The sequence below is a fragment of the Streptomyces sp. NPDC002566 genome, from assembly GCF_042889585.1.
In the GTDB taxonomy this organism is placed as follows: domain Bacteria; phylum Actinomycetota; class Actinomycetes; order Streptomycetales; family Streptomycetaceae; genus Streptomyces.
Genome location: NZ_JBIARD010000001.1, coordinates 188,500 through 213,977 on the forward strand (window position 1 = coordinate 188,500; position 25,478 = coordinate 213,977).

Annotated in this window: 21 protein-coding genes; 15 read left to right on the top strand and 6 right to left on the bottom strand. The window is 72.8% G+C overall.

Annotated features, from left to right (window positions below):
- Positions 1–110 precede the first annotated feature (110 nt).
- From ACFYXA_RS00715 to ACFYXA_RS00750, 8 genes are all read left to right on the top strand, one after another.
- A complete protein-coding gene (locus ACFYXA_RS00715) occupies positions 111–1,217 on the top strand; it encodes an NAD(P)/FAD-dependent oxidoreductase (RefSeq protein WP_389027120.1) in 1,107 nt (368 codons plus the stop codon).
- 163 nt (positions 1,218–1,380) lie between these two features.
- Positions 1,381–1,770, top strand: a complete 390-nt coding sequence (locus ACFYXA_RS00720) for a cell division protein SepF (RefSeq protein ID WP_352245897.1) — start codon at positions 1,381–1,383, stop codon at positions 1,768–1,770.
- A 91-nt stretch (positions 1,771–1,861) separates the two neighbouring features.
- Complete coding sequence (locus ACFYXA_RS00725) at positions 1,862–2,188, top strand: nucleotide pyrophosphohydrolase (RefSeq protein WP_130438128.1); 327 nt, start codon at positions 1,862–1,864, stop codon at positions 2,186–2,188.
- 230 nt (positions 2,189–2,418) lie between these two features.
- Positions 2,419–2,880 (top strand): DUF6099 family protein, encoded by a 462-nt coding sequence (locus ACFYXA_RS00730; protein ID WP_130438127.1) that lies wholly within the window; start codon positions 2,419–2,421, stop codon positions 2,878–2,880.
- 641 nt (positions 2,881–3,521) lie between these two features.
- Positions 3,522–4,445, top strand: coding sequence for an LLM class F420-dependent oxidoreductase (locus ACFYXA_RS00735; RefSeq protein WP_389027123.1), 924 nt, complete (start codon positions 3,522–3,524; stop codon positions 4,443–4,445).
- A gap of 220 nt (positions 4,446–4,665) precedes the next feature.
- A complete protein-coding gene (locus ACFYXA_RS00740; RefSeq protein WP_389027125.1) occupies positions 4,666–5,634 on the top strand; it encodes a DUF4232 domain-containing protein in 969 nt (322 codons plus the stop codon).
- Between the two features lie 112 nt (positions 5,635–5,746).
- The gene (locus ACFYXA_RS00745) at positions 5,747–7,216 is read left to right on the top strand and encodes a 3' terminal RNA ribose 2'-O-methyltransferase Hen1 (protein ID WP_389027127.1); all 1,470 of its coding nucleotides are present in this window, start codon (positions 5,747–5,749) and stop codon (positions 7,214–7,216) included.
- Positions 7,213–9,771, top strand: a complete 2,559-nt coding sequence (locus ACFYXA_RS00750) for a polynucleotide kinase-phosphatase (protein WP_389027129.1) — start codon at positions 7,213–7,215, stop codon at positions 9,769–9,771. Before ACFYXA_RS00745 ends, ACFYXA_RS00750 begins: the two co-directional genes overlap by 4 nt.
- A 923-nt stretch (positions 9,772–10,694) precedes the next feature.
- Here the strand turns inward: ACFYXA_RS00750 and ACFYXA_RS00755 are convergent.
- Both ACFYXA_RS00755 and ACFYXA_RS00760 read right to left on the bottom strand, forming a co-directional pair.
- Positions 10,695–11,597, bottom strand: a complete 903-nt coding sequence (locus tag ACFYXA_RS00755; protein ID WP_389027131.1) for a hypothetical protein — start codon at positions 11,595–11,597, stop codon at positions 10,695–10,697.
- Complete coding sequence (locus ACFYXA_RS00760; RefSeq protein WP_352245903.1) at positions 11,594–12,838, bottom strand: SPFH domain-containing protein; 1,245 nt, start codon at positions 12,836–12,838, stop codon at positions 11,594–11,596. Before ACFYXA_RS00760 ends, ACFYXA_RS00755 begins: the two co-directional genes overlap by 4 nt.
- Positions 12,839–12,991: 153 nt before the next feature.
- Between ACFYXA_RS00760 and ACFYXA_RS00765 the strand changes: the two genes are divergently transcribed.
- The 3 genes from ACFYXA_RS00765 to ACFYXA_RS00775 all read left to right on the top strand — a co-directional run bounded on the left by ACFYXA_RS00765 (position 12,992) and on the right by ACFYXA_RS00775 (position 16,887).
- On the top strand, positions 12,992–14,215 hold the full coding sequence (locus ACFYXA_RS00765) for an arginine deiminase (protein WP_389027134.1): 1,224 nt from the start codon (positions 12,992–12,994) through the stop codon (positions 14,213–14,215).
- Positions 14,216–14,317: 102 nt separating this feature from the next.
- Positions 14,318–15,325, top strand: coding sequence for an ornithine carbamoyltransferase (gene argF, locus ACFYXA_RS00770; RefSeq protein WP_389027136.1), 1,008 nt, complete (start codon positions 14,318–14,320; stop codon positions 15,323–15,325).
- Positions 15,326–15,429: 104 nt separating this feature from the next.
- A complete protein-coding gene (locus ACFYXA_RS00775; protein WP_389027138.1) occupies positions 15,430–16,887 on the top strand; it encodes an amino acid permease in 1,458 nt (485 codons plus the stop codon).
- Here ACFYXA_RS00775 and ACFYXA_RS00780 read toward each other — a convergent pair.
- The gene (locus ACFYXA_RS00780) at positions 16,841–17,299 is read right to left on the bottom strand and encodes an ATP-binding protein (RefSeq protein ID WP_389027140.1); all 459 of its coding nucleotides are present in this window, start codon (positions 17,297–17,299) and stop codon (positions 16,841–16,843) included. The genes ACFYXA_RS00775 and ACFYXA_RS00780 overlap by 47 nt on opposite strands.
- A gap of 320 nt (positions 17,300–17,619) precedes the next feature.
- Here ACFYXA_RS00780 and ACFYXA_RS00785 point away from each other — a divergent pair, with 320 nt between their 5' ends.
- Complete coding sequence (locus ACFYXA_RS00785; protein ID WP_389027142.1) at positions 17,620–18,447, top strand: enoyl-CoA hydratase family protein; 828 nt, start codon at positions 17,620–17,622, stop codon at positions 18,445–18,447.
- Positions 18,432–20,816, top strand: coding sequence for a bifunctional salicylyl-CoA 5-hydroxylase/oxidoreductase (locus tag ACFYXA_RS00790; RefSeq protein ID WP_389027144.1), 2,385 nt, complete (start codon positions 18,432–18,434; stop codon positions 20,814–20,816). The genes ACFYXA_RS00785 and ACFYXA_RS00790 overlap by 16 nt, the downstream gene beginning before the upstream one ends.
- A 24-nt stretch (positions 20,817–20,840) precedes the next feature.
- On the opposite strand, the gene ACFYXA_RS00795 is transcribed toward ACFYXA_RS00790, so the two are convergent.
- On the bottom strand, positions 20,841–21,665 hold the full coding sequence (locus ACFYXA_RS00795; protein WP_389027146.1) for a PaaX family transcriptional regulator C-terminal domain-containing protein: 825 nt from the start codon (positions 21,663–21,665) through the stop codon (positions 20,841–20,843).
- Between the two features lie 15 nt (positions 21,666–21,680).
- Positions 21,681–23,366: an AMP-binding protein gene (locus ACFYXA_RS00800; protein WP_389027148.1), complete on the bottom strand. Its 1,686-nt coding sequence runs from the start codon at positions 23,364–23,366 to the stop codon at positions 21,681–21,683.
- A 248-nt stretch (positions 23,367–23,614) separates the two neighbouring features.
- Here ACFYXA_RS00800 and ACFYXA_RS00805 point away from each other — a divergent pair, with 248 nt between their 5' ends.
- Positions 23,615–24,799, top strand: coding sequence for an acyl-CoA dehydrogenase family protein (locus tag ACFYXA_RS00805; protein WP_389027150.1), 1,185 nt, complete (start codon positions 23,615–23,617; stop codon positions 24,797–24,799).
- Positions 24,796–25,203, top strand: coding sequence for a RidA family protein (locus ACFYXA_RS00810; protein WP_352245910.1), 408 nt, complete (start codon positions 24,796–24,798; stop codon positions 25,201–25,203). Before ACFYXA_RS00805 ends, ACFYXA_RS00810 begins: the two co-directional genes overlap by 4 nt.
- Before the next feature lies 1 nt (position 25,204).
- Here the strand turns inward: ACFYXA_RS00810 and ACFYXA_RS00815 are convergent, their stop codons facing one another.
- Positions 25,205–25,399: a DUF5999 family protein gene (locus ACFYXA_RS00815; protein ID WP_389027153.1), complete on the bottom strand. Its 195-nt coding sequence runs from the start codon at positions 25,397–25,399 to the stop codon at positions 25,205–25,207.
- Between the last annotated feature and the right edge of the window lie 79 nt (positions 25,400–25,478).

Consider the following 25,478-nt stretch of genomic DNA (forward strand, 5'->3'; position numbering starts at 1 on the left):
ACCGACACCCGAACTTTAATCTTCAAGCGCTACGCTCGTCGCGGTCGAGTGCCGGGGGAAACCCACGCCTCCCGGCACTCGCATCCCCCCACGAGGCACAGGAGATTCATGTGCGCGACGGCGACGTAGTGGTGATCGGCGGCGGTTACGCGGGCGTTCGGCTGGCGAAGCGGCTGGACGCGACGGCGCGGGTCACCCTGGTGGACCGCAAGGAGATCTTCTTCCACCGCATCGCCTCCCTGCGCGCCGGCGTGCGCCCCGAGTGGACGGTGACCCCCTTCATCCCGTACGACCGGCTGCTGCGCAACGGCCGTGTGGTGCTCGGCAAGGCGGTCCGTGTCGACACCGTCGAACGACAGGTGGTGCTGGCCACCGGCGAGCGGCTCCCTTTCGACGTGGTGGTGATCGCCACCGGGGCCGACTACCCGGAGCCGGCCCGCTTCCTCGGCACCACCACGGAGGAGGCGGTCAAGGCGTTCGCCGCGCACCAGCAGAGCATCGCCGCCGCCGAGCACGTCCTCGTCGTCGGCGGCGGGCCCTCCGGCGTCGAGCTCAGCGCGGAGATCCGTCTCGCCCGGCCCGACGTGCGTGTCACGCTGGCCCACTCCGGGCCGGCGCTGCTCGGCAACGCCGGGTGCGAGAAGGCCTCGCGCAAGTCCCAGGCCTGGCTGGAGGATCACGGCGTGGAGGTGCGGCTCGACTCCTTCATGTCCCCGGGCCACGAATTCGGCGCCTACCGGGACGCCCGCGGCGGTGTCATCGAGGCCGACCTGTCGTTCTGGGCCACCGGCACCACCCCCAACACCCTGTGGCTCCGGCTGGCCGGACACGGTGACTGGCTCAACCCCTCCGGGCACATCAAGGTCGACCGGTCGCTGCGGGTCGAGGGGCGGCTCGACGTGTTCGCCGTCGGCGACGTCAACGACGCGACCGAGCTCAAGATCACCCCGGCCGCGCTCGCCCAGGCCGACCTCGCCGCCTGGAACATCCGCACCTACCTGAACAGCGCCGGCCGTCATCGCAGGGAGCCCCGCCTCTACCGGCCCGTCCACCGCACCCCGGTGATCGTGCCGTTCGGGCCGGCCGACGGGCTGACGATGCTGCCGGTGCCGGGCGGCGAGACCGCGGTCCTCGGCAGCCGTACGTCCGTCCTGGCCAAGGCGAAGACTCTCATGACCCCGTACATGCGACGTCAGCTCGGCTACACCGCGTCCTGAAGCCCCCCTTCCGACGCCAGCAGCGCCCCCGCGTACGGGACTTACAACCCGTCTGAACAGGGCCGCACGGTCGCGGTCCGTGTCGCTGTTGGGCCGGACGGGTGACTTGGCGTAAGAATTGGCTGGTGCAGGCAATGAGTGCGAGTCAGTTCTGGGGGTCCCGGTGAACCGGTACGACGTCACCGATGAACAGTGGGAGGGGCTCGCTCAGGTCGTTCCGTTGCGCGGCCGGGACGCCTGGCCGTCGGCGGTGAACCACCGCTCGCTGCCCGAGGCGGCGACGGAATCCCGGCGACGGTTCGTCGTGCTGCGGGTCAACGTCTTCGCGGACGCCCGGGACGTCGCGGAGACGCTGATGGCGGGCATCCCGGTGCTGCTCGACCTCACCGGCGCGGAGACGGAGGTCGCCAAGCGCGTCCTGGACTTCTCCACCGGCGTCGTCTTCGGCCTGGCCAGCGGGATGCACCGGGTCGACCGGAACGTGTTCCTGCTGACCCCGGCGGGCACGGAGGTGAGCGGGCTCATGGGCGAGGCCGGGGTTCCGGGCGTGTGAGCGGGCCGCCGCGCGCTCCCGGGGGCGACCGGGAGGGCGGGCGGGCAGGGGTCTGCCTGTCCCTCGTCGTCACGGTGGTACACCTGGAGCCGTGACTGAACACCTGGACGTGGCGACGCTGCAGCGCAGGCTGGCCGAGTTCGCGGCCGCGCGGAACTGGCAGCCGTACCACACCCCCAAGAACCTCGTCTCCGCGCTGAGCGTCGAGGCGTCCGAACTGGTCGAGATCTTCCAGTGGTTGACCCCTGAGGAGTCGGCCCGTGTGATGGAGGAGCCGGACACCGCGCACCGGGTGACCGACGAGGTCGCCGACGTGCTCGCGTATCTGCTGCAACTGTGCGAGGTGCTCGGCATCGACCCGCTGGCGGCGCTCGACGCGAAGATCGACCGCAACGAGCGGCGGTTTCCTGCGCCGTGAGCCGGTGGCGGGTCGACGCGTCCTGACGGAGCGTCGGTTCGTCGTGTTGTCGGGCGACGGGACACCCCGATGTCACTCTCCGGAGTTGTTCGACGAGTCGAAACCGATTTGTTGTCCGCAGATTTCCGCCTTCCTCTGGCTTTTCGCCCCACACGCCTTCACTCTGGGTAGTGGACGGCAGAGTTCGGGCGGACGTGCGAGAGGCGCGTCCGGACAGACGGGGGCGGCCCATGGACGCGGTGCGGCTCATCCTGATGAGCAGACGTGCTCTCTCAGGCGGCGACGACGGGTCTCGGACACTCGAGGAGGTATGGCAGGCGCAGGCGCTGGCCCAGGCGATCGGCAGTCGGCTCGCGGTCTCGGGACCGCCCGAACTGCGTGGCGAGGCACTGGGGTTGACCGAGCTGGCGGGCCGGGGATGCGGGGTGCTGGACGCCCCGGACCTCGATCCCGGCGACCTGCGGGCCGCCCAGCTCACGGAACTGGACGACGCCCGCGAGGCGTTGCTCTGCCTGGGCGTGCTGCTGACCGACGTCGGCATCGCTCTCGTCGGTCTGGCCAGCGCGGCGGCCGACGAGGGCACGTACTGGCAGTGCATGGAGGCCATCGACGCGGCGGACGAGTCCCGGGACCGGGTCCGGGAGATGCTCCGCAAGCTGGCCGCGCGGGAAGGCGCGTTGCGGGAGAGGTGAGGGCGCGGGGGGCGGGGCCTGGGAGGGCGGCGGGCGGGGGGAGAGAGGAACGGCGGTTGCGGCTCCAAGGGGCGGCGGGTTGGGGCCCGGAGGGGGGGCGGCTGCGAGGCCATGAGGAGCGGCGGGGGCGGGGGCCGGAGAGGCGGCGGCGTAGGGGCCCGGAGGGGCGGCGGTTACGGGGTTCGGAGGGGTGACGGTAGCGGGGTCCAAGGAGCGGCGGGTTGGGGCCCGCAGGGGGGCGGCTGCGGGGCCAAGAGGGGCGGCGGGCCGGGGCCCGGAGGGGCGGCGGTTACGGGGTTCGGAGGAGCGGCTGGATCGGGGCCCGGTGGAGCAGTGGCAGTGGCTCCAAGCGGTGGCGGGTTGGGGCCCGGAGGGGGGCGGCGGCGGAGCCGGGGCCCGCGGAGGAGCGGCGGTTACGGGGTTCGGAGGGGTGGCGGGGTCGGGGGCCCGGTGGAGCGGCGGCAGTGGGTCCAAGCGGTGGCGGGGCGGGGCCCGGAGGGGCGGGGGGCGCGGGGCTCCGGCCTGGCCCGCTCGCCTCGCCGCCCCGCACTGGTGCGCGCGGGCCCGCCGGGGTCACCGAGCGTGGTGGGGCCGACGGGTCGCCCGGTGGCCGCGGAGGCGTCGGGTGCAGGATGGAGGCCATGGATCTGCGTATCTTCACCGAGCCCCAGCAGGGCGCTACCTACGACACCCTCCTCGCCGTGGCGAAGGCCACCGAGGATCTCGGCTTCGACGCCTTCTTCCGCAGCGACCACTATCTGAAAATGGGTGACGTGGACGGCCTCCCCGGCCCCACCGACGCCTGGATCACCCTCGCCGGCCTCGCCCGGGAGACCAGCCGCATCCGCCTCGGCACGCTGATGACCGCCGCCACCTTCCGCCTCCCCGGCGTCCTCGCCATCCAGGTCGCGCAGGTGGACCAGATGTCCGGCGGCCGGGTTGAACTCGGCCTGGGCGCCGGCTGGTTCGAGGAGGAGCACGCGGCGTACGGCATCCCGTTCCCCAAGGAGAAGTTCGCCCGCCTGGAGGAGCAGCTGGCGATCGTCACCGGCCTGTGGGGCACGGAGGCCGGCCGGACCTTCGACTTCCAGGGCGAGTACTACCAGCTCAAGGACTCGCCCGCGCTGCCCAAGCCCGCCCAGTCGAAGATCCCCGTGCTGGTCGGCGGCCACGGCGCGAGCCGTACGCCGCGGCTGGCCGCCCAGTACGCCGACGAGTTCAACATGCCGTTCGGCTCGGTCGAGGACACCGAGCGGCAATTCGGCCGCGTCCGGGCCGCCGCCGAGGCCGCGGGCCGCCCGGCGGACGCGATCACCTGCTCCAACGTCCTCGTGGCCTGCGTCGGCAAGGACGACGCGGAGGTCGCCCGCCGCGCCGCCGCGATCGGCCGCGAGGTGGACGAACTGAAGGCCAACGGTCTGGCCGGCAGCCCTGCCGAGGTCGTCGACAAGATCGGCCGTTATATGGAAATCGGCTCGCGGCGGATGTACCTCCAGATCCTCGACGTGCACGACCTGGACCACCTGGAGCTGATCTCCGCCGAGGTGCAGGCGCAGCTGCCGTAACGCCTCCGGCGCATCGCCCGCAGGCTCCGCGTTCGGGGTGTCGAACCTCCCGCCCGGAACCCTTCCGTCCGGAACACGGGGAACCCGTCCGTCCGGAACCCCTACCTCCGGCACCCCGAACGCCGCGCACCCCCACCTCGCCCCCGCCTGTGACACTCCTGTGACCGGAACTATGGCCTCCACCACAGTCGCTGGCGCACCGCCCTGATGAGGTGGCCGGATGCGCAGACCCGCCCCCCTCCTCGTCCCGGCCCTCGCCGCCGCCCTGTTGCTCTCGGCGTGCGGATCGGAACGCACCGGCGACGGGAACAGCGACCCCCGCGCGGCCTCACAGCCGTCCCCGATCCAGGTCACCGAGCCCGCCGTCGACGGTGTGCGGATCGTCGCGCTGGCGCTCCCGTCGCACTCCTCTTCTCCCGCGGAATCTGCGCCATCCCCTTCGCCCTCCGACCCGAGCGACTTCCGGGTCAGGCCCGACCGGCTCGACCGCCCCACAGACTCCGGCGCCTCCCGCGGCTACGCCGTCTACACGGTCACCAACGAGGGCCCCGAGGCGCTCACGTACACGATCGCCTTCGCCTTCATGACCAGCACCGGGGAGGTGGTGGAGACCAGGCGGGAGACCGTGAGCGCGGTCGCCCCCGGCAAGACCGTGCGCTCACAGGTGGGGCTGGGCGCCCTCGCGCCCGGCGCGTCCCTCGTGACCCGGGTGAAGGTCGCCGGCGTCACCAAGGTCCCCGCGGCCGAGGCGCCCGGCGGGACCGGCGACTGCCCCGCCTCCGGGACCCGCCTGTGGGCCGACGAGGGCGACGCCGCCATGGGCCTGCGTGTCGTCGGACTGCATGTGGAGTACTGCGGGAAGGGCGAGTACACCGTCGAGGGATATCCGCTGCTGGAGCTGCTGGACGACGACCGTGAACCGGTCGACGGCGTGAAGATCCTCAAGGGCAGCAAGGAGATCACCACCGGCCTCGGCGACGAGACGCCCCGCCCGGTCACCCTCAAGTCCGGCGAGACAGCGATCGCTCGCCTGGTGTGGCGCAACACCACCGGGTCCGGCACCCCCGTGAACGTCCCGTACGTCCGGGTCCGCGCCAAGGCCGGCGGCGCACCCGTGACGGTGACGCCCCGCCTCGACCTCGGGACGACCGGCAAGCTCGGCGTCACGCCCTGGCAGCGGCCCGGCTAGCGGCCCCGGAAAATACGGGGTGCCGTCGTGCCCTTTCTCGGTACGTTGGTGCCGCGCACAAGCGCACTACCAGCGCTTTCGCTCCTTTCCGAACCCTTTCGAGGCGACTCACGTGTTCCTGACGATCAGCACCACCGGCGCCCCCGAACGCCCTGCCACCGATCTCGGCTTCCTGCTGCACAAGCATCCCGACAACGCGCAGGCGTTCTCCACCTCCTACGGCCGGGCGTCCGTCCTCTACCCCGAGGCGGACGATCGGCGCTGCACGGCGGCGCTGCTGCTGGAGGTGGACGCCGTGGCGCTGGTCAGGCGCGGCAAGGGCAAGGGGCGCGGTGGCGCTCCCGACGCCGCGCTCGCGCAGTACGTCAACGACCGTCCGTACGCGGCCTCTTCACTGCTCGCGGTCGCGTTGAGCGCGGTGTTCTCCAGTGCCATGCGGGGCGTGTGCAACGCCAAGCCGGAACTGCCCTCGCAGCCGAGGCCGTTGCGGATCGAGGTGCCGGTGCTGCCCGCACGCGGTGGCCCCGCGCTCGTACGGCGTCTGTTCGAGCCGCTCGGCTGGGCGGTGGACGTCGAACCGGTCGCCCTGGACGCCGAGTTCCCCGAGTGGGGCGACTCGCGGTACGTCCGTCTCGTCCTGGAGTCGCAGACGCTGACCCTCGCCGAATCCCTGCGGCACCTGTACGTGCTGCTGCCGGTCCTCGACGACGCCAAGCACTACTGGGTCGCCTCCGACGAGGTCGACAAGCTGCTGCGGGCCGGTGAGGGCTGGCTTCCCGAACACCCCGAGCAGAAGCTGATCACCAGCCGCTACCTCTCGCGCCGTTGGTCGCTGACCCGGGAGGCGATGGAGCGGCTGGAGCTGGTGCGGCTCGCCGAGGCCGACGACAGCGAGGTCGAGGAGATCGACAACGCGGTCGCGGCGGAGACCGAGGCGGAGGAGAAGCCGACGCCGCTCGCCGTGCAGCGCCGGGAGGCGATCCTCGCCGCGCTCGGCGCGTCGGGCGCCGCCAGGGTGCTCGACCTCGGCTGCGGGCAGGGCCAGTTGGTGCAGGCGCTGCTCAAGGACCCGAAGTTCACCGAGATCGTCGGCGTCGACGTGTCGATGCGCGCGCTCACCATCGCCTCGCGCCGGCTGAAGCTGGACCGCATGGGCGAGCGGCAGGCCTCCCGCGTCAAGCTGATGCAGGGCTCCCTGGCCTACACCGACAACCGGCTCAAGGGCTACGACGCGGCCGTCCTCAGCGAGGTGATCGAGCACCTCGACCTGCCCAGGCTGCCCGCCCTGGAGTACGCGGTGTTCGGCGCGGCCCGCCCGCGCACGGTCCTGGTGACCACCCCGAACGTCGAGTACAACGTCCGCTGGGAGTCCCTCCCGGCCGGGCACGTCCGGCACGGCGACCACCGTTTCGAGTGGACCCGCGAGGAGTTCCGCGCCTGGGCGACCTCCGTGGCCGAACGGCACGGCTACGAGGCCGAGTTCGTGCCGGTCGGCCCTGACGACCCCGAGGTCGGATCCCCCACCCAGATGGCCGTGTTCACCCTGAGCGCCGGCAACGAGAAGGAGGCGAAGGCGGCATGACCGACACCGACGTCGCGGTTCCCGTGAAGCAGGGCCGTGTCCTGCCCGTCACCGACCTCTCCCTCGTCGTGCTGGTCGGCGCGTCCGGCTCGGGCAAGTCCACCTTCGCGCGGCGGCACTTCAAGCCGACCGAGATCATCTCGTCCGACTTCTGCCGCGGGCTGGTCTCCGACGACGAGAACGACCAGAGCGCCACGCGGGACGCCTTCAACGTCCTGCACTACATTGCCGGCAAGAGGCTCGCGGCGGGCCGGCGCACGGTCGTCGACGCGACCAGCGTGCAGCAGGAGTCCCGACGGCAGCTGATCGAGCTGGCCAAGCAGTACGACGTGCTGCCCATCGCGATCGTCCTGGACGTGCCGGAGTCGGTGTGCGCGGAGCGCAACGCGGGCCGTGCCGACCGCGCCGACCTGCCCCGCCGGGTCGTCCAGCGGCACACCCGTGAACTGCGGCGCTCCTTGAGGCACTTGGAGCGCGAGGGCTTCCGCAAGGTGCACGTGCTGCGCGGTGTCGAAGAGGTCGAGCACGCCACCGTCGTCACCGAGAAGCGCTTCAACGACCTGACGCACCTCACCGGTCCCTTCGACATCGTCGGCGACATCCACGGCTGCGCAGCCGAACTGGAGTCGCTGCTCGGCAAGTTGGGCTACGTCGACGGCGTCCACCCCGAGGGGCGCACCGCCGTCTTCGTCGGCGACCTCGTCGACCGCGGCCCGGACAGCCCGGGGGTGCTGCGCCGCGTGATGTCGATGGTGAAGTCGGGCAACGCGCTGTGCGTGCCCGGCAACCACGAGAACAAGTACGGCCGTCACCTGCGCGGCCGCAAGGTGCAGCACACGCACGGGCTCGCCGAGACGATCGCGCAGATGGAGGGCGAGAGCGAGGAGTTCATCGCCGAGGTGCGGGAGTTCCTCGACGGACTGGTCAGCCACTACGTGCTGGACGGCGGCAGGCTGGTCGTCTGCCACGCCGGTCTGCCGGAGAAGTACCACGGCCGCACCTCCGGCCGGGTCCGCTCGCACGCGCTGTACGGCGAGACCACCGGTGAGACCGACGAGTTCGGGCTGCCGGTGCGCTACCCGTGGGCGGAGGACTACCGGGGCCGAGCGGCCGTCGTCTACGGTCACACGCCCGTCCCTGAGGCGACCTGGCTCAACAACACCATCTGCCTGGACACGGGCGCCGTGTTCGGCGGCAAGCTGACGGCGCTGCGCTGGCCCGAGCGGGAGCTGGTCGACGTACCAGCCGAGCAGGTCTGGTACGAGCCGGTGAAGCCGCTGCGGGCAGAGGCGCCCGGCGGACGGGACGGGCGGCCGCTGGACCTCGCGGACGTGCACGGCCGGCGGGTCGTCGAGACCCGCCACCAGGGCCGGATCTCGATCCGGGAGGAGAACGCGGCCGCCGCGCTCGAGGTCATGAGCCGGTTCGCCGTCGACCCCCGGCTGCTGCCGTACCTCCCGCCGACCATGGCGCCCACGCCGACCAGCGACGTGGACGGCTACCTGGAGCACCCGGCGGAGGCCTTCGCGCAGTACGCGCGGGACGGCGTCGCGCGGGTCGTGTGCGAGGAGAAGCACATGGGCTCGCGAGCCGTCGCCCTGGTGTGCAGGGACGCGGAGGCGGCGCGCCGGCGGTTCGGTGTGGACGGCGTGACGGGCTCCCTCTACACACGCACCGGCCGTCCGTTCTTCGACGACGCGTCGATGACCGAGGAGATCCTCGGGCGGCTGCGCGCGGCCGTCGGGGAGGCGGGCCTGTGGACCGAGCTGGACACGGACTGGCTCCTGCTCGACGCGGAGTTGATGCCGTGGTCGCTGAAGGCGTCCGGTCTGCTGCGCTCGCAGTACGCGGCGGTCGGCGCCGCGTCCGGAGCGGCCCTCCCGGCCGCGCTGAACGCCCTGGAGGGTGCCGCAGCGCGCGGGGTCGACGTGTCGGACCTGCTGGCCCGGCAGCGTGAACGCGCCGCGGACGCCGCCGCGTTCACACAGGCCTACCGGCGTTACTGCTGGACCACGGACGGCCTGGACGGCGTCCGTCTGGCGCCGTTCCAGATCCTCGCGGTCCAGGGACGCAGCCTCGCCGGCATACCCCACGACGAGCAACTGGCCTTGCTGGACCGGCTGGTGGAGCACGACGCGACGGGGCTGCTCCAGACCACCCGACGTCTGTACGTCGACACGGCCGACCCCGAGTCGGTGCGGGCCGGCGTCGACTGGTGGCTGGAGATGACCGGCCGCGGAGGCGAGGGCATGGTCGTCAAGCCGGTCGGCGCGGTGGTCCGCGACGGGGAGGGGCGTCTCGTCCAGCCGGGCGTCAAGTGCCGGGGCCGGGAGTACCTGCGGATCATCTACGGCCCGGAGTACACCCGGCCCGACAACCTCGACAGGCTGCGCCGGCGCTTCCTCAACCACAAGCGCTCCCTGGCGATCCGGGAGTACGCCCTCGGCCTGGAGGCGCTGGACCGACTGGGGGAGGGCGAACCCCTGTGGCGCGTCCACGAGGCGGTCTTCGGAGTCCTGGCCCTGGAATCAGAACCGGTCGACCCCCGGCTCTGAGGCGAGGCGGAATCGCCACCGGGGGCCACCCACCCGGGGCGTTCCTGGCTTCGAGCCGAGGCGGGGACGGCGCCCGGGGCGCCCTTCGGGGGTTCCCGGCTTCGATCCGAGGGCGGGGGTGCCGCCCGGGGGCGCCTCCCGAGAGGCCACGGCTTCGGCCCGAGGCGGGGATGGCACCCGGGGGCACCCTTCGGGGGCCCCGGCTTCGATCCGAGGGCGGAGGGCTGCCCAGGGACACCCGCCAAGGGCGTTCCCGGCTCCGACCCGAGCCGGGGACACCCCCCGGGGAAGCTCCTGGCTCCATCCCGACGCGGGGATGACGCCCGGAGGCGCTTCTCCGGGGCGTTCCGGGCTTCGAGCCGAGGCGGGGATTGCAGCCCGGGGACACTCTCCGGGGCGTTCCGACGCTCACCGAAGCGGAGACGCCACCCGGAGGCACCTCTCTGGTGCGTTCCCGGCTCCGATCCCAGGCGGAAGCGCCGTCCGAGACACCCCTCCGCGTTCCCGGCTCCGTCTGAAGCGGAGACGCCACCCGGAGGCACCTCTCTGGTGCGTTCCCGGCTCCGACCCCAGGCGGAAGCGCCGCCCGAGGCACCCCTCCGCGTTCCCGGCTCCGTCTGAAGCGGGGACGGCGCCCGGAGGCGCTTCTCCGGGGCGTTCCCGGCTTCGAGCCGAGGCGGGGATTGCAGCCCGGGGACACCCTCCGGGGCGTTCCGACGCTCACCCGAAGCGGAGACGTCGCCCGGAGGGCTTCTCCCGGGCGTTCCCGGATCTGATCCGAAGCGGAGATGTCGCCCGGAGGCACCTCTCCGGTGCGTTCCCGGCTCCGACCCGGGGCGGAATCGCCGTCCCAGAAGCACCTCCGGGGCGTCCCCGGCGCCGACCGCAGCGGGAACGCCTCCGCGGGTACCCAGGCGGCGGCGTCACCCCACCAGTCGTAGCCTCTCCCCGCACACCCCCACCCGTACGCGCTGTCCCCAGGTCAGTTCCAGCGCGTCGGTTTCCATGCCGTCGCCGAAGGCGATCAGCCGTTCCGACTCGACGGTGAGGGTCAGTCGCCGCTCGGCCGACAACTCGCCCGCGACCAGGGACGTTCCCGTCGCCGGGGACGGCCAGGCCTCGCGGACGAACCACAGGAGGCGCTGCTCCGAGGGCTGCGGCAGGGCGGGGCCGTCGCCGCCCCGTTCCTGCCAGACCGAGCGGATCCAGCCGGTCGCCCCCGTGCCGGTGCCGACCAGCACCCCGGAGGAGGCCTGGGCCTCGACGACACCCCCGTCGTCGTCGAGGCCCAGGCGGTAGCGGGCGGTCTGGTGGCCGGCCGCGCCGAGATAGATCTCGTTGAGGGCCACCAGCCGCTGGGTGTCGTCGGCGACCGCCTCGACCATGGTCAGCTCCGACACCCCCGTGCCGGCCGCATGGACCGACGCCAGCAGGGCGCCGGCGTCCCGCGGTCGGTGCCGGACCAGGACGCCCGGGTTGCGTCCGGGGTCCGTGTCGATGCCCAACACCGGCTGCCCGGCGAGGTACTTGGCGACGTTCGCCACCAGACCGTCCTGGCCGACGACCACGACCACGTCCTCGGGGCCGAAGAGGAAACGGTCCAGATCGGCCCGCTCCAGCTGCATCTGACGCCAGGTCAGGGGAACCGCCGCCGTCACCTCGGCCAGTGCCCGGCGGGTGCGCCGGTGGCGTTCGGCGACCTCCTCGATGTCCCGGCCCCGCGAGGCGAGGAAGAAGGCGGCCTGGCCGTGCGTGCCGTGCCGGGCCACCAGCTCCTCGTACTCCGTTCTCCGGTGGACCAGGACGGCACGCGGAGCGAGGCTCACGCCCGGTCCCCGCCGCCGAGCCTGGCCAGCAGGCCGGTCAGCACGTCCGGCGAGATGGTCACGCTGTCGATCTGCGGCAGGTTCTCCGCGAGACGCGTGGCCGCGTGGGCGTGCAGGGTGTCCACGCCGTCGATCCCGGCGTCCGCGTGCACCCGCAGCCAGGCCGCCTGGGCCTGCGCCCGCGCCTCGCCCACCTCGCGCGCCGCCTCCGCCTCCGCGCGGGCGAGCCGTACGGAACGGGCCGCCTCCGCCTCGGCGAGGGCCACCGTGCGGGCCGCCTCCGCCTGGGACAGGCGCTGCGTGCTCTGCGCCTCGGCGTCGGCGAGCCGGAGCTGCTTGGCCGCCTCCGCCTCCGACAGCTTCACCGCCCGCTCGGCCTCCGCCTCGGCGAGCTTGACCGACCTGGCCGCCTCCGCCTCGGACAGCTTCACCGCCCGCGCCGCCTCCGCCTCCGCGAGCCGCACCGTGCGCGTCGCCTCCGCCTCGGCCCGCACCTTGTCCGCCGCCGCGCTCTCCTCCGCCTCCCGGCGGGCGTTGGTGCCGCGCTGCTCCACCAACTGCTCCTCGCGGCGCGCGAGTTCGATCTTGCTGGCGAGTTCGTTCTCGGCGATCGTGCGCTCCCGCTCGACCGCGACCGCCCGCCGCTCGTACGTCGCCCGGTCGGCCTCCTGCTGGATCTGCTCCCGGGCCGGCGTGCGCAGCGCCCGCTCCACCTCCGGCTCCGGACGCAGCGCGACCACCCGCACGGCCACGATCTCGATGCCGGTGGCGGGCAGCCGCGGCTCCGCCGCCAGCCCGGCCGCGACCCGCTCGCGCACCGAGCTCACCCCGTCCACCAGCGCCGCCGACAGCGGCGTACGCGCCAGGACGTCCAGCGCGTGCTGCTGCGCCGTCTCGGTGAGCAGTGTGCCGAGCTGCTCCAGGGGCGCGCCCCGCCAGACGCCCGTGTCCGGGTCGATGGAGAAGTCGAGGCGGGCGGCCGCCACAGCGGGGTCGCTGACGCGGTAGGTGACCGTCGCCTGCACCGCCACGTCCTGGAAGTCGGAAGTGCGGGCCCGGAAGGTCATGGCCAACTCGCGGTCGTCGACCGGAACTTCGGAGAGCGCGGCGCTCAGCGGGCGGAACCAGAAGCTGAGTCCGGGCCCGTCGTGCGCCAGCTTGCCGGAGCGGTGGTGACGGATGTGCGCCGTGGGCGCGCCCCGCAGATGGCGCCAGCCCAGGCGCCGGGTGATGTCGGCCATGGAAGTCCCCCTCGTTCGAACTCACGCGACCCGATTTTTCGTCAGTGCGACGATAATCGGTCGATCCGCTTGTCGTCAAGCAGACGAGAACAAGCTCGGTCGGAATCTGTCCACATGCGGGTGAAGGCGGTCCCCGGCGGCCAGGATGGAGGCATGGGATTCCATGTCGACTCCGAAGCCGGGCCACTGCGCCGCGTCATCCTGCACCGGCCGGATCTCGAGCTCAAAAGGCTCACCCCCAGCAACAAGGACGCCCTCCTCTTCGACGACGTGCTGTGGGTGCGCCGGGCGCGCGCCGAGCACGACGGCTTCGCGGACGTCCTGCGGGACAGAGGCGTCGCCGTCCACCTCTTCGGCGACCTGCTCACCGAGGCACTGGACATCCCGGCGGCCAGATCGCTCGTCCTGGACCGGGTCTTCGACGAGAAGGAGTACGGAGTGCTGGCCACCGACCACCTCCGCGCCGCCTTCGAGACCCTGCCCGCTCCCGAACTCGCCGAGGCCCTCGTCGGCGGCATGACCAAACGGGAGTTCCTGGAGGAGCACGCGGAACCGACGTCCGTGCGCTTCCACGTCATGGAACTCGACGACTTCCTCCTGCGCCCCCTGCCCAACCACCTCTTCACCCGCGACACCTCCGCCTGGATCTACGACGGCGTCTCCATCAACGCGATGCGCTGGCCGGCCCGGCAGCGCGAGACCGTGCACTTCGAGGCGATCTACCGGCACCACCCGCTCTTCCGCGCCGAGACCTTCCACCTCTGGTCGGAGGGGCAGGCCGACTACCCCTCCACCATCGAGGGCGGGGACGTCCTCGTCATCGGCAACGGCGCGGTCCTGATCGGCATGAGCGAACGCACCACGCCCCAGGCCGTCGAGATGCTCGCCCACAAACTCTTCGACGCCGGCTCGGCGCAGACCATCGTGGCCCTCGACCTGCCCAAGCGCCGCGCCCTCATGCACCTCGACACCGTGATGACCATGGTCGACGGCGACACCTTCACCCAGTACGCGGGCCTCGGCATGCTCCGCTCGTACACCATCGAGCCGGGCGCCGGCGAGAAGGAGCTCAAGGTCACCGACCATCCGCCGGAGCACATGCACCGTGCGATCGCCGCCGCCCTCGGGCTGAGCGAGATCCGGGTGCTCACCGCCACCCAGGACGTGCACGCCGCCGAGCGGGAGCAGTGGGACGACGGCTGCAACGTCCTCGCCGTCGAGCCCGGCGTCGTCATCGCCTACGAGCGCAACTCCACCACCAACACGCACCTGCGCAAGCAGGGCATCGAGGTGATAGAGATCCCGGGCAGCGAGCTGGGCCGGGGGAGGGGCGGACCGCGCTGCATGAGCTGCCCGGTCGAACGCGGGGCTGTGTAGAAGGGAGCGCGGGGTGGAACGGAACGGACGCGGGGCTGTATAGAAATTCCAGTTGTCGTATATACTTCCACGGTCCTGTTCTCGTACCTATGGAGCGCCCCCATGGCGACGTCCCCGAGCGCCCTCGCCGGCCGCCACTTCCTCAAGGAGCTCGACTTCACGGCCGAGGAGTTCCGCGGCCTGATCGAGCTGGCCGCCGAGCTGAAGGCCGCGAAGAAGGCCGGGACCGAGGACAGGCGGCTCCAGGGCAGGAACATCGCGCTGATCTTCGAGAAGACCTCCACCCGCACCCGCTGCGCGTTCGAGGTCGCCGCCGCCGACCAGGGCGCCTCCACCACCTACCTCGCCCCTTCCGGCTCCCAGATCGGGCACAAGGAGTCCGTGAAGGACACCGCGCGGGTCCTGGGCCGGATGTACGACGCGATCGAGTACCGCGGCGACAGCCAGCAGAAGGTGGAGGAGCTCGCCGCGTACGCCGGCGTGCCCGTCTACAACGGACTCACCGACGACTGGCACCCCACCCAGATGCTCGCCGACGTGCTCACCATGACCGAGCACTCCGGCCGGCCGCTGCACGAGATCGCCTTCGCCTACCTCGGCGACGCCCGCTTCAACATGGGCAACTCCTACCTGGTCACCGGCGCCCTGCTCGGCATGGACGTGCGCATCGTCGCTCCCAAGAGCTACTGGCCCGCTCAGGAGGTCGTGGACCGGGCCCGCGAGCTCGCCGAGGCCAGCGGGGCGCGCATCACCCTCACCGAGTCCGTGGCCGACGGCGTGCGCGGCGCCGGCTTCGTCGCCACCGACGTGTGGGTCTCCATGGGCGAGCCCAAGGAGGTCTGGGAGGAGCGCATCGCCGCTCTCGCCCCGTACGCCGTGACCATGGACGTCCTGCGCGCCACCGGCGACCCGGACGTGAAGTTCCTGCACTGCCTGCCGGCCTTCCACGACCTCGGGACCAAGGTCGGCCGCGAGATCCACGAGACGTACGGCCTGGACTCCCTCGAAGTGACCGACGAGGTGTTCGAGTCGGCCCACTCCGTCGTCTTCGACGAGGCGGAGAACCGTCTGCACACCATCAAGGCTGTGCTCGTCGCCACACTCGCCTGACCGACCTGCCCTTATGCTGTCGGGCGGTCCGGAACCACCCCTTCCGTGACCGTCCCGCGACGACACCCCGTCGCCCCGCACCACCAGAAACGAGCACCACCCGCATGCCCGCTCACCGCATCAAGTCCCCCGCCAGCCTGGTGGCCGAGTCAGGCGCCGACCGCGAGGGCCACGGCCTGCGCCGCACCATGGGCCTCTTCCAGCTGGTCTGCTTCGGCCTCGGCGCGATCGTCGGCACCGGCATCTTCGTCGGACTCTCCGACTCGGTCGCCCAGGCCGGCCCGGCCGTCGTCGTCTCCTTCGTCCTCGCCGCGATCACCTGCGTGTTCACCGCGTTCGCGTTCGCCGAGCTGGCCGGCGCGATCCCCGTCTCCGGCTCCTCGTACTCCTTCGCGTACGCGAGCCTCGGCGAGCGCACCGCCTTCCTCGTCGGCTGGTGCCTGCTCCTGGAGTACGGCGTGTCGGTGAGCGCCGTCGCCGTCGGCTGGAGCCAGTACGTCAACGAACTCCTCGACAGCCTCACCGGTCTGCACCTGCCCGCCGCCCTGTCCGCGGGGCCCGGCGAGGGCGGGGTGGTCAACCTCCCGGCCGTGCTCGTCATCGCCATGGCCGCCGTGCTGCTGGTCCGCGGCATCCGCGAGAGCGCCCGGGCCACCGCCGCGATGGCCGTCCTCAAGCTCGCCATCCTCGTCGCGTTCTGCGCGATCGGCTTCAGCGCCTTCAAGGACGGCAACCTCACCCCGTTCACCCCGGCCGGCCTCGGCGGCATCGGCGCGGGCACCACCGCCGCCTTCTTCTCCTACATCGGCTTCGACGCGATCACCACGGCCGGCGAGGAGGCCCGCAACCCGCGCCGGGACGTGCCCGTCGCGATCCTCGTCTGCATGGGCCTGGTCACCCTGCTGTACTGCGCGGTCGCGCTCGCCGCGATCGGCGCCGCCGGCGGCGACGAGGTCGCGGGCCGTCCCGCCGCCCTGTCCTACGTCGTCAACCAGGTCACCGGCTCCTCGGTCGGCGGCGGGATCGTCGCCTTCGGCGCGGTCGTCGCGATCGCCTCGGTCGTCCTCGCGGTGATGTACGGGCAGACCCGCATCCTGATGTCGATGGCACGCGACGGACTCGTCCCGCGCGTCTTCGAGAAGGTCTCGCCCCGCACCGCCACGCCCGTCGCGGGCACCCTGATCGTGGCGATCGTCTTCGCGGTCCCGGCGGCCTTCGCCTCCCTGGACGCCGTCATGAACCTGTGCACCATCGGCACCCTCGCGATCATGGCCGTCGTCAACATCGCGGTGATCGCCCTGCGCCGCCGCGAGCCGTCCCTGGCCCGCACCTTCCGCGTCCCGCTCTACCCCGCCGTTCCGCTGCTCGGCGTCGCCTTCTGCCTCTACCTGATGTACGAGACCGGGTGGGCGACCTGGCTCCAGTTCGCCGTGTTCCTCGCCGCCGGACTCGTGCTGTACGGGGTGTACGGCCGTCGCAACTCCCGGCTGGCGGCTGCCGACGAGGCCGAGGCTCTCACGCCGGGTGAGGACGCCACTGCCGGGGAACGGCAGCCAGCCTGAACCACACCGCCTTGCCGGTCTCCGTCGGCCGGTGCCCGCAGGAGGAGCTGAGGGCGCGGATCAGCAGCAGCCCGCGCCCGTGCTCCTGCCACGGGTCGGGCTCGACGACGGGCGGGCGGGTCAGGTCGCCCGGCGGGGTGGGGTCGGGGTCGTGCACCTCCACCTGGCAGCCGGTCGGCTGCAACTCCACGACCAGCTCTATCGGGGCGTCCCCGCAGGTGTGCTCCACGGCGTTCGCCACCAGCTCGGCTGTCAGCAGTTCCGCCGTGTCGCTGTCCGCCCCGTGCTTCAGCTCGGCCAGCGCCGTGCGGATCAGGGCGCGGGCCACCGGCACGGCCGCGGCGGAGTGCGGCAGCGCGATGCGCCAGGAGGCGGGCGAGGCAGGACGTTCGTGCAAGGCGATTCCGTTCATGGCGCAGGGTCCCGTGCTCGACATCAGGCAGTCCTGCTCTCAACTTCCAGGAATGGTACGGCGGCCTCCGGCTCAGTCGCACGAGGGTCGCCGCACAGGGCCGTCGACCCCGTCGTCGGCGGCCTACCCGGCACAACGCCTTCCCTCGCACGCCTGCTCCGCTTGTTACCGCCCTATTGACGAGCGGTGACGCATGTGACGTGGCCCGGTCACGCAGTGACACGTCCGTGGCATACCCCCTCGTGTTATCGCGCACTCCTGACGACAGTCACGCAAAGGTGATAATTTCGAGGAGACCACTCGTCGAGGAGGCCGCCCTCATGAGTCCCTTCACCGGCTCCGCCGCCCGCACCTCCGACTGGCGCCACCTCCGGGTCACCCGGGCCGACGGCATCGCCACCGTCACCCTCGCCCGCCCCGAGAAGCTCAACGCCCTCACCTTCGGCGCCTACGCCGACCTGCGCGACCTGCTCGCCGAACTGTCCCGGGAGCGGTCCGTGCGCGCGTTGGTCCTGGCGGGCGAGGGGCGTGGCTTCTGCTCCGGCGGGGACGTCGACGAGATCATCGGCGCGACCCTCGCCCTGGACACCGCCCAGCTGCTCGACTTCAACCGGATGACCGGGCAGGTCGTACGGGCCGTACGGGAGTGTCCGTTCCCGGTGATCGCCGCGGTGCACGGGGTGGCCGCGGGCGCCGGCGCGGTCCTCGCCCTCGCCGCGGACTTCCGGGTCGCCGACCCCACCGCCCGCTTCGCGTTCCTCTTCACCCGCGTCGGCCTCTCCGGCGGCGACATGGGCGCCGCCTATCTGCTGCCCCGGGTCGTCGGCCTCGGTCACGCCACCCGGCTGCTCATGCTCGGCGAACCCGTGCGGGCGCCCGAGGCCGAGCGGATCGGCCTGATCAGCGAACTCGCCGAGGACGGCGGCGCAGACCAGGCCGCCCAACGCCTCGCCCACCGCCTGGCCGGCGGCCCCGCCCTGGCCTACGCCCAGACGAAGGCCCTCCTGACCGCCGAACTCGACATGCCGCTGGCGGCAGCGATCGAACTGGACGCCGCCACCCAGGCCCTCCTGATGAACGGCGAGGACTACGCCGAATTCCACGCAGCCTTCACAGCCAAACGCCCCCCGAAATGGCAGGGCCGCTGATGCGCCCGAATCCCGACGCGAGGACACCCACCCCAGGGGCGCGGGGAACTGCGCGACAAGCCCCAACGCACCCGCACCCGCCATGCGACCCCACCCACCCCCACCGCATAGCAGTCATAGGCGGCGGCCCCGCCGGCCTCTACGCCGCAGCCCTGCTGAAGAACCTGAACGCCCACCGCGAGGTGACCCTCTGGGAGCGCAACGCCCCCGACGACACCTTCGGCTTCGGCGTCGTCCTCTCCGACGAGACCCTAGGCGGCATAGAGAACGCGGACCCGGTCGTCCACGCCGCCCTGGAACGGGAGTTCACCCGCTGGGACGACATCCACATCGTCCACCGAGGCACCCGCCAAACCGCCGGAGGCCACGGCTTCGCGGCCCTCGGCCGAAAGAAGCTCCTCCAGATCCTGCACGCCCGCTGCCACACCCTCGGAGTGGACCTCCGCTTCAACACCCCCGCCCCACCCGCGGAGCGCCTCGCCGAGACGCACGACCTCGTCATCGCCGCCGACGGAGTCCACAGCACCACCCGCGACACCCACGCCCACCTCTTCCGCCCGACCATCGTGAACCACCGCTGCCGCTACATCTGGCTCGCCGCGGACTTCGCCTTCGACGCCTTCCGCTTCGAGATCGCCGAGACCGAGCACGGCGTGATGCAACTGCACGGCTACCCCTACGCGTCGGACGCCTCCACCGTGATCGTCGAGATGCGCGAGGAGGTGTGGCGGGCGGCCGGCTTCGGGGAGCTGGGGGAGGAGGAGTCCGTGGCGCGCTGCGCGAAGATCTTCGCGGACGCGCTCGGCGGCCGGCCGCTCAGGTCCAACCACTCGACGTGGTCGACCTTCCGCACGGTCGTCAACGAGCGCTGGTCGCACGGCAACACGGTCCTGCTGGGCGACGCCGCCCACACCGCCCACTTCTCCATCGGCTCCGGCACCAAGCTCGCCGTCGAGGACGCCCTCGCACTCGCGGCGTGTCTGGAGGAACAGCCCTCCCTGCCGGAGGCGTTGGCCGCCTACGAGGCCGAGCGCCGCCCCGTCGTCGCCTCCACCCAGCGCGCCGCCCGCGCCAGCCTTGACTGGTTCGAGGACCTCGCCCGTCATGTCGGCCAGCCGCCCCGCCGGTTCGCCTTCAACCTGCTCACCCGCAGCCGCCGCGTCACCCACGACAACCTCCGCCTGCGTGACCCCCGTTTCACGGCCGGCGTCGAGCGGGAGTTCGGCTGCCCGCCCGGCACGCCCCCGATGTTCACCCCGTTCCGGCTGCGCGGCCTGACCTTGCGCAACCGGGTCGTCGTCTCCCCGATGGACATGTACTCGGCGGCCGACGGCCTCCCCGGCGACTTCCACCTCGTCCACCTCGGCGCCCGCGCCCTCGGCGGGGCCGCGCTGGTGATGACGGAGATGGTGTGCGTCAGCGAGCAGGGCCGGATCACCCCCGGCTGCACCGGCCTCTACACCGGCAGGCAGACGGAGGCGTGGCGGCGGATCACCGACTTCGTCCACACCCGGGCGCCGGGCGCCGCTATCGGCGTCCAGCTCGGCCACTGCGGCCGCAAGGGCTCGACCCGGCTGATGTGGGAGGGCATGGACGAGCCGCTGCCCGACGGCAACTGGCCGCTGGTGGCCGCCTCCGCGCTGCCGTACAAGCCGGGCGGTCAACTGCCCCGCGAGCTGAGCCGAGCGCAACTCACCGACCTGCGCGAGCAGTTCACCTCGGCGGCCGGACGGGCCGCCCGCGCCGGCTTCGACCTGCTCGAACTGCACTGCGCACACGGCTACTTGCTGTCCGGCTTCCTCTCCCCGCTCGCCAACCGCCGCACCGACGCCTACGGCGGCTCGCTGGCCCGGCGGCTCCGCTTCCCGCTGGAGGTCTTCGACGCCGTACGGGCCGTATGGCCGCAGGAGAAGCCGATGACCGTCCGGATCTCCGCCACCGACTGGGCCGAGGGCGGCACCACGGCGGAGGACGCCGTCGAGATCGCCCGCGCCTTCGCCGCGCACGGCGCCGACGCGATCGACGTGTCGACCGGCCAGGTCGTCGCCGAGGAGGAACCGGAGTTCGGCCGGTCGTACCAGACGCCCTTCGCGGACCGCATCCGCAACACGGTGGGCCTGCCGGTGATCGCGGTCGGCGCGATCTCCTCCTGGGACGACGTCAACTCGCTGATTCTGGCGGGCCGGGCCGACCTCTGCGCCCTGGGCCGCCCCCACCTCTACGACCCGCACTGGACGCTGCACGCCGCCGCCGAGCAGGGCTACGACGGCCCCGGCGTCCTGTGGCCGGCGCCGTACCGCGCGGGCAGCCGCCCGCCGCGCACCGGCCGTACCGACGCGCCGAAGCCCCGCCTCACCCTGCGGAGTTGAAGCACGCGAGGGGCCGCCCGCCCGTCACCCGGGCGGCCCCGCCGCGACGAACTCCGCCCCCGCGTCCCGCAGTCGCTCGTGCAGGCCCCGGAAGACCGCCGCCGAACGCGTGCCCGGCCAGTCCGAGGGGAGCAGGTGGGCGGGCAGGCCGGGGTCGGCGTAGGGGAGATGGCGCCAGGAGTCCAAAGCGAGGAGATAGTCGTGGTAGGCCTCCTCCGGCGGGGTGTCCGCACGCCGCTCCCAGGCGCGCAGCACACCGGCGTGCCGGTCGAGGAACGCCTCGTGCCGCTCGGCGAGGGCGGTCAGGTCCCACCAGCGGGCGACGGCGTCGACGGTCGGCGCGAAACCCAGGTGCTCGCCGCGGAAGAAGTCGACGTAGACCTCCAGGCGCAGCCGCTCCAGCGTGTGCCGGGTCTCCTCGTAGAGCCGGGCGGGGGCGATCCACACGCCGGGCGCGGCCGTGCCGAAGCCCAGCCCCGCCAGCCGGGAGCGCAGGACGTGCCGCTTCTGCCGTTCCGACTCCGGGACGGAGAACACCGCCAGCACCCAGCCCTCGTCCTTGGGCGGCGCGGCGGCGTAGATCCGCCGGTCGCCGTCGTCGAGCATCTGCCGTGCGTCCGGTGACAGTTCGTACCCGGCCGCGCCCCGCGCCGTACGGGCCGGCACCAGCAGCCCGCGGCGCTTCAGTCTGGACACCGACGAGCGCACGGAGGGCGAGTCCACGCCGACCGCGGCGAGCAGCCGGATCAGCTCGGCGACGGGCACGGGACCCGCCGCGAAACGGCCGTACGCGCCGTAGAGCGTGACGATGAGAGACCGGGGTGCAGGCTGGTCGGACACGTTGATCATCTTAGGTTGTCGGTATCACCGCTGGTCATCGTGGGTGTCCGCGGTGGCGTCGGCGCCGGTCTCCGCGCCTGTGCGCAGGCGGAACCGCTGGAGCTTGCCGGTCGCGGTGCGCGGCAGCGAGTCCAGCAATACGATCTCGCGGGGACACTTGTACGGCGCCAGCTCCGCCTTGACGAAGGCCCGCAGCGCCTCGGTGTCCGACCGTGCGCCGGCCCGCAGGACCGCGAACGCCACGACGACGTGCCCCCTCGCCTCGTCCGGCCGCCCGATCACGGCCGCCTCGACGACGTCCGGGTGCCGCAGCAGCGCCTCCTCGACCTCCGGGCCCGCGATGTTGTACCCGGCGGAGACGATCATGTCGTCCGCGCGGGCGACGTAACGGAAGTAGCCGTCGCTCTCCCGGACGTAGGTGTCGCCGGTGACGTTCCACCCGTCCCGCACGTACTCCCGCTGCCGGGCGTCGGCCAGATAGCGGCAGCCGACCGGGCCGCGCACGGCGAGCAGCCCGGGCCGCCCGTCGGGGACGGGGACGCCCCGCTCGTCCTGCACGCGCGCCTGCCAGCCGGGGACGGGCACGCCCGTGGTGCCGGGCCGGATGTGCTCGTCGGCGGCGGAGATGAAGATGTGCAGCAGCTCGGTGGCGCCGATGCCGTTGATCAGCCGCAGCCCGGTCCGCTCGTGCCAGGCCCGCCAGGTGGCGGCGGGCAGGTTCTCCCCGGCCGAGACGCAGCGCCGCAGCGAGGACAGGTCGTGCGCAGGGGAGGCGTCCCGCACGGCGGGTCCGTCGCCTCCGTCGAGTTCCGCCAGCATCGCGCGGTACGCGGTCGGCGCGGTGAACAGCACGGACACCCGGTGGGCTGCGATCGCCGCCAGCAGCTGCTTCGGGCCCGCCTGTTCGAGCAGCAGGGTGCTCGCGCCGGCCCGCAGCGGGAAGACGAGCAGCCCGCCGAGGCCGAAGGTGAAGCCGAGCGGAGGGCTGCCGGCGAACACATCGTCGGCCTGGGGTCTGAGCACATGCCTGGAGAAGGTGTCGGCTGTCGCGAGCACATCCCGGTGGAGGTGCATGCAGCCCTTCGGGCGACCGGTGGTGCCGGAGGTGAAGGCGACCAGCGCCACGTCGTCGGCGGCGGTGTCCACGGCCCCGTACGGCACGTCCGGCGCCGGCCGGCGCAGCAGGTCGTCGGGGGCGTCGCCGCCGTACGTGGTGATCCGCAGCCCGGGGATCTCCGCCTTGGCGAGGTCGTCGACCGCCCGGACGTCGCACAGGGCGTGCCGCACCCGGGCCATCTCGCACATCGTGCGCAGCTCGTGCGGGCGCTGCTGGGCCAGCACGGTGACCGCGATCGCGCCCGCCTTGAGCACCGCCAGCCAGCACGCCGCCAGCCACGGCGTGGTGGGCCCGCGCAGCAGCACCCGGTTGCCGGGGACGACCCCGAGGGCGCCGGTGAGGACATGCGCCAGCCGGTCGACGCGGGCGCGCAGCTCGCCGTACGTCCACACAGGCCCGGCGGGGGTGCGGAACGCGGGACGGCCGGCGTCGGGGCCGGCGAGGAGCTCGGCGGCGCAGTTCAGCCGTTCGGGGTAGCGCAGCTCCGGCAGGTCGAAGCGCAGGTCGGGCCACTGGTCGGGCGGCGGGAGGTGGTCGCGCGCGAAGGTGTCGACGTGGGCCGAGCGGTGCCCGGCGGGTGGTGGGACGTTCATGGCGGGTCGCCCCCTTGCCTTGGGTGGGCGCCCGGGAGCGCCGTGGTGGGCGCCGGGAAGCGCCGTGATGGGCGCCTGGAGCGCCGTGGTGGGCGTCGTGGTGGGCTCGCCCACCGAGCGTATCGTGTCCGTGACGACAGTCAACGGTTCGCGATACCGTTGAGGCGCGCGAAGGAAAGAGACCGGGGCGGGCGCGCGGGGGAGGCGCGCGGAGAGTCCGAGGGAGCCGTCGCAGAGAAGGGCCGACGATGTCCGCATTCTCACTCGAACCGGAACAGACCGCCTGGTGCGCCGAACTGCGCGCACTGGCCGCCGACCGACTGCGCCCGCTCGCGGACAAGGGCGAACCGGGCCGCGTCAACCGCCCGCTTCTCGCCGAACTCGGCCGACTGGGCCTGCTGTCACGCCTGTTCACCTCCGGAGCCGTCGACCTCTGCCTGATGCGCGAGTCCCTCGCGCACGCCTGCACCGAGGCGGAGACCGCCCTCGCCCTTCAGGGCCTCGGCGCACACCCCGTGCACGCCCATGGCACCGCCGCGCAACGGGAGCGCTGGCTGCCCCGCGTCGCCGACGGCAGCGCGGTCGCCGCGTTCGCGCTGAGCGAGCCCGGCGCCGGTTCCGACGCGGCGGCCCTCGCCCTCGCGGCCGAGCCCGACGGCCCGGACGGCTGGCGCCTGACCGGCGAGAAGTGCTGGATCTCCAACGCCCCCGAGGCCGACCTCTACACCGTGTTCGCCCGCACAGCCGAGGCCGCGGGCGCACGAGGCGTCACCGCGTTCCTGCTCCCCGCCGACCGCCCCGGCCTGACCGGCTCCGCCCTCGACATGCTCTCCCCGCACCCGATCGGCACGCTGCGCTTCGACGCCGTCCCGGTCACGGCGGCCGACGTGCTCGGCGAACCCGGGCACGGCTTCCGCGTGGCCATGTCCACCCTCGACCTCTTCCGCCCCAGCGTCGGCGCCTTCGCCGTAGGAATGGCACAGGCCGCCCTGGACGCCACCCTCGCGCACACGGCCCGACGCACCGCTTTCGGCGGCCCACTGAGTGACCTTCAGGCCGTGTCTCACCAGGTCGCCGAGATGGCCCTGCGTACCGAGGCCGCCCGCCTCATGGTCCACGCGGCGGCGGCCGCGTACGACGCCGGCGCCCCGGACGTCCCGCGTCGCGCCGCCATGGCGAAGCTGCTCGCCACCGAGACCGCGCAGTATGTCGTCGACACAGCCGTCCAGTTGCACGGAGCGCGGGCGCTGCGCCGAGGCCACCTGTTGGAGCACCTGTACCGCGAGGTGCGGGCGCCACGCATCTACGAGGGGGCGAGCGAAGTGCAACGAGGCATCATCGCGAGGGAGTTGTACAGGGAGCTGCGTGAAGGCCGGGTCGCCGGGGCGGGCTCGGGCGGGGGCGCGATCGTCGGGGCGGGGGAGAGCCGGTGAGTGTCGAGCGCGTCAACCCGCCCGAGCTGTCCCCGCCCGCCGGCTTCTCCCACGCCGTCGTCGCCACCGGCTCCCGCGTGGTGTTCCTGGCCGGCCAGACCGCGCTGGACCAGGCCGGGAAGGTGGTCGGCGGGACGCTGACGGAGCAGTTCGAGCGGGCCCTCGCCAACCTGCTGGCCGCGCTCGCCGCGGCGGGCGGCGCCCCCTCGGACCTGGCGCGGGTCACGGTCCACGTCACCGACGTGGCCGACTACCGCTCCCGTGCCGCCGAACTCGGCCGGGTCTGGCGGAGGTTGGCGGGGCGGGACTACCCGGCGATGGCGGTGGTCGGGATCGTACGGCTGTGGGACGAGGACGCCCTCGTCGAACTCGACGGGTTCGCGGTCCTCGACGAACGGCCCTGAATCAGGCGGCGACGGTCAGCCGGTCGGGCGTCGCGCGGTGCGGGGCCACGATGCGGCCGTCGGGGAGCAGTTCACCGGAGTCGTCGAAGACGATCGTGCCGTCGCACAGCAGGTTCCAGCCCTGCTCGGGGTGGGCGGCGACGACGTGCGCGGGGCGGACGCCGGCCGGGACGCTCGGAGACTGGTGGGAACACATGGCGCACCTCCACGTCGGGGGACCGGCCGTTCGGCGGGCCCCGTGCTCCGACGATGCGCCTGCCGGACGGCCGCCGCCA

Coding starts and splice junctions, on each gene's coding strand:
- ACFYXA_RS00815 (WP_389027153.1), bottom strand. CDS start 25,399: ATGTGTTCCCACCAGTCTCCGAGCGTCCCGGCCGGCGTCCGCCCCGCG.
- argF (WP_389027136.1), top strand. CDS start 14,318: ATGGCGACGTCCCCGAGCGCCCTCGCCGGCCGCCACTTCCTCAAGGAG.
- ACFYXA_RS00730 (WP_130438127.1), top strand. CDS start 2,419: ATGGACGCGGTGCGGCTCATCCTGATGAGCAGACGTGCTCTCTCAGGC.
- ACFYXA_RS00780 (WP_389027140.1), bottom strand. CDS start 17,299: ATGAACGGAATCGCCTTGCACGAACGTCCTGCCTCGCCCGCCTCCTGG.
- ACFYXA_RS00750 (WP_389027129.1), top strand. CDS start 7,213: ATGACCGACACCGACGTCGCGGTTCCCGTGAAGCAGGGCCGTGTCCTG.
- ACFYXA_RS00775 (WP_389027138.1), top strand. CDS start 15,430: ATGCCCGCTCACCGCATCAAGTCCCCCGCCAGCCTGGTGGCCGAGTCA.
- ACFYXA_RS00760 (WP_352245903.1), bottom strand. CDS start 12,838: ATGGCCGACATCACCCGGCGCCTGGGCTGGCGCCATCTGCGGGGCGCG.
- ACFYXA_RS00795 (WP_389027146.1), bottom strand. CDS start 21,665: ATGATCAACGTGTCCGACCAGCCTGCACCCCGGTCTCTCATCGTCACG.
- ACFYXA_RS00790 (WP_389027144.1), top strand. CDS start 18,432: ATGGCAGGGCCGCTGATGCGCCCGAATCCCGACGCGAGGACACCCACC.
- ACFYXA_RS00785 (WP_389027142.1), top strand. CDS start 17,620: ATGAGTCCCTTCACCGGCTCCGCCGCCCGCACCTCCGACTGGCGCCAC.
- ACFYXA_RS00800 (WP_389027148.1), bottom strand. CDS start 23,366: ATGAACGTCCCACCACCCGCCGGGCACCGCTCGGCCCACGTCGACACC.
- ACFYXA_RS00805 (WP_389027150.1), top strand. CDS start 23,615: ATGTCCGCATTCTCACTCGAACCGGAACAGACCGCCTGGTGCGCCGAA.
- ACFYXA_RS00735 (WP_389027123.1), top strand. CDS start 3,522: ATGGATCTGCGTATCTTCACCGAGCCCCAGCAGGGCGCTACCTACGAC.
- ACFYXA_RS00765 (WP_389027134.1), top strand. CDS start 12,992: ATGGGATTCCATGTCGACTCCGAAGCCGGGCCACTGCGCCGCGTCATC.
- ACFYXA_RS00740 (WP_389027125.1), top strand. CDS start 4,666: ATGCGCAGACCCGCCCCCCTCCTCGTCCCGGCCCTCGCCGCCGCCCTG.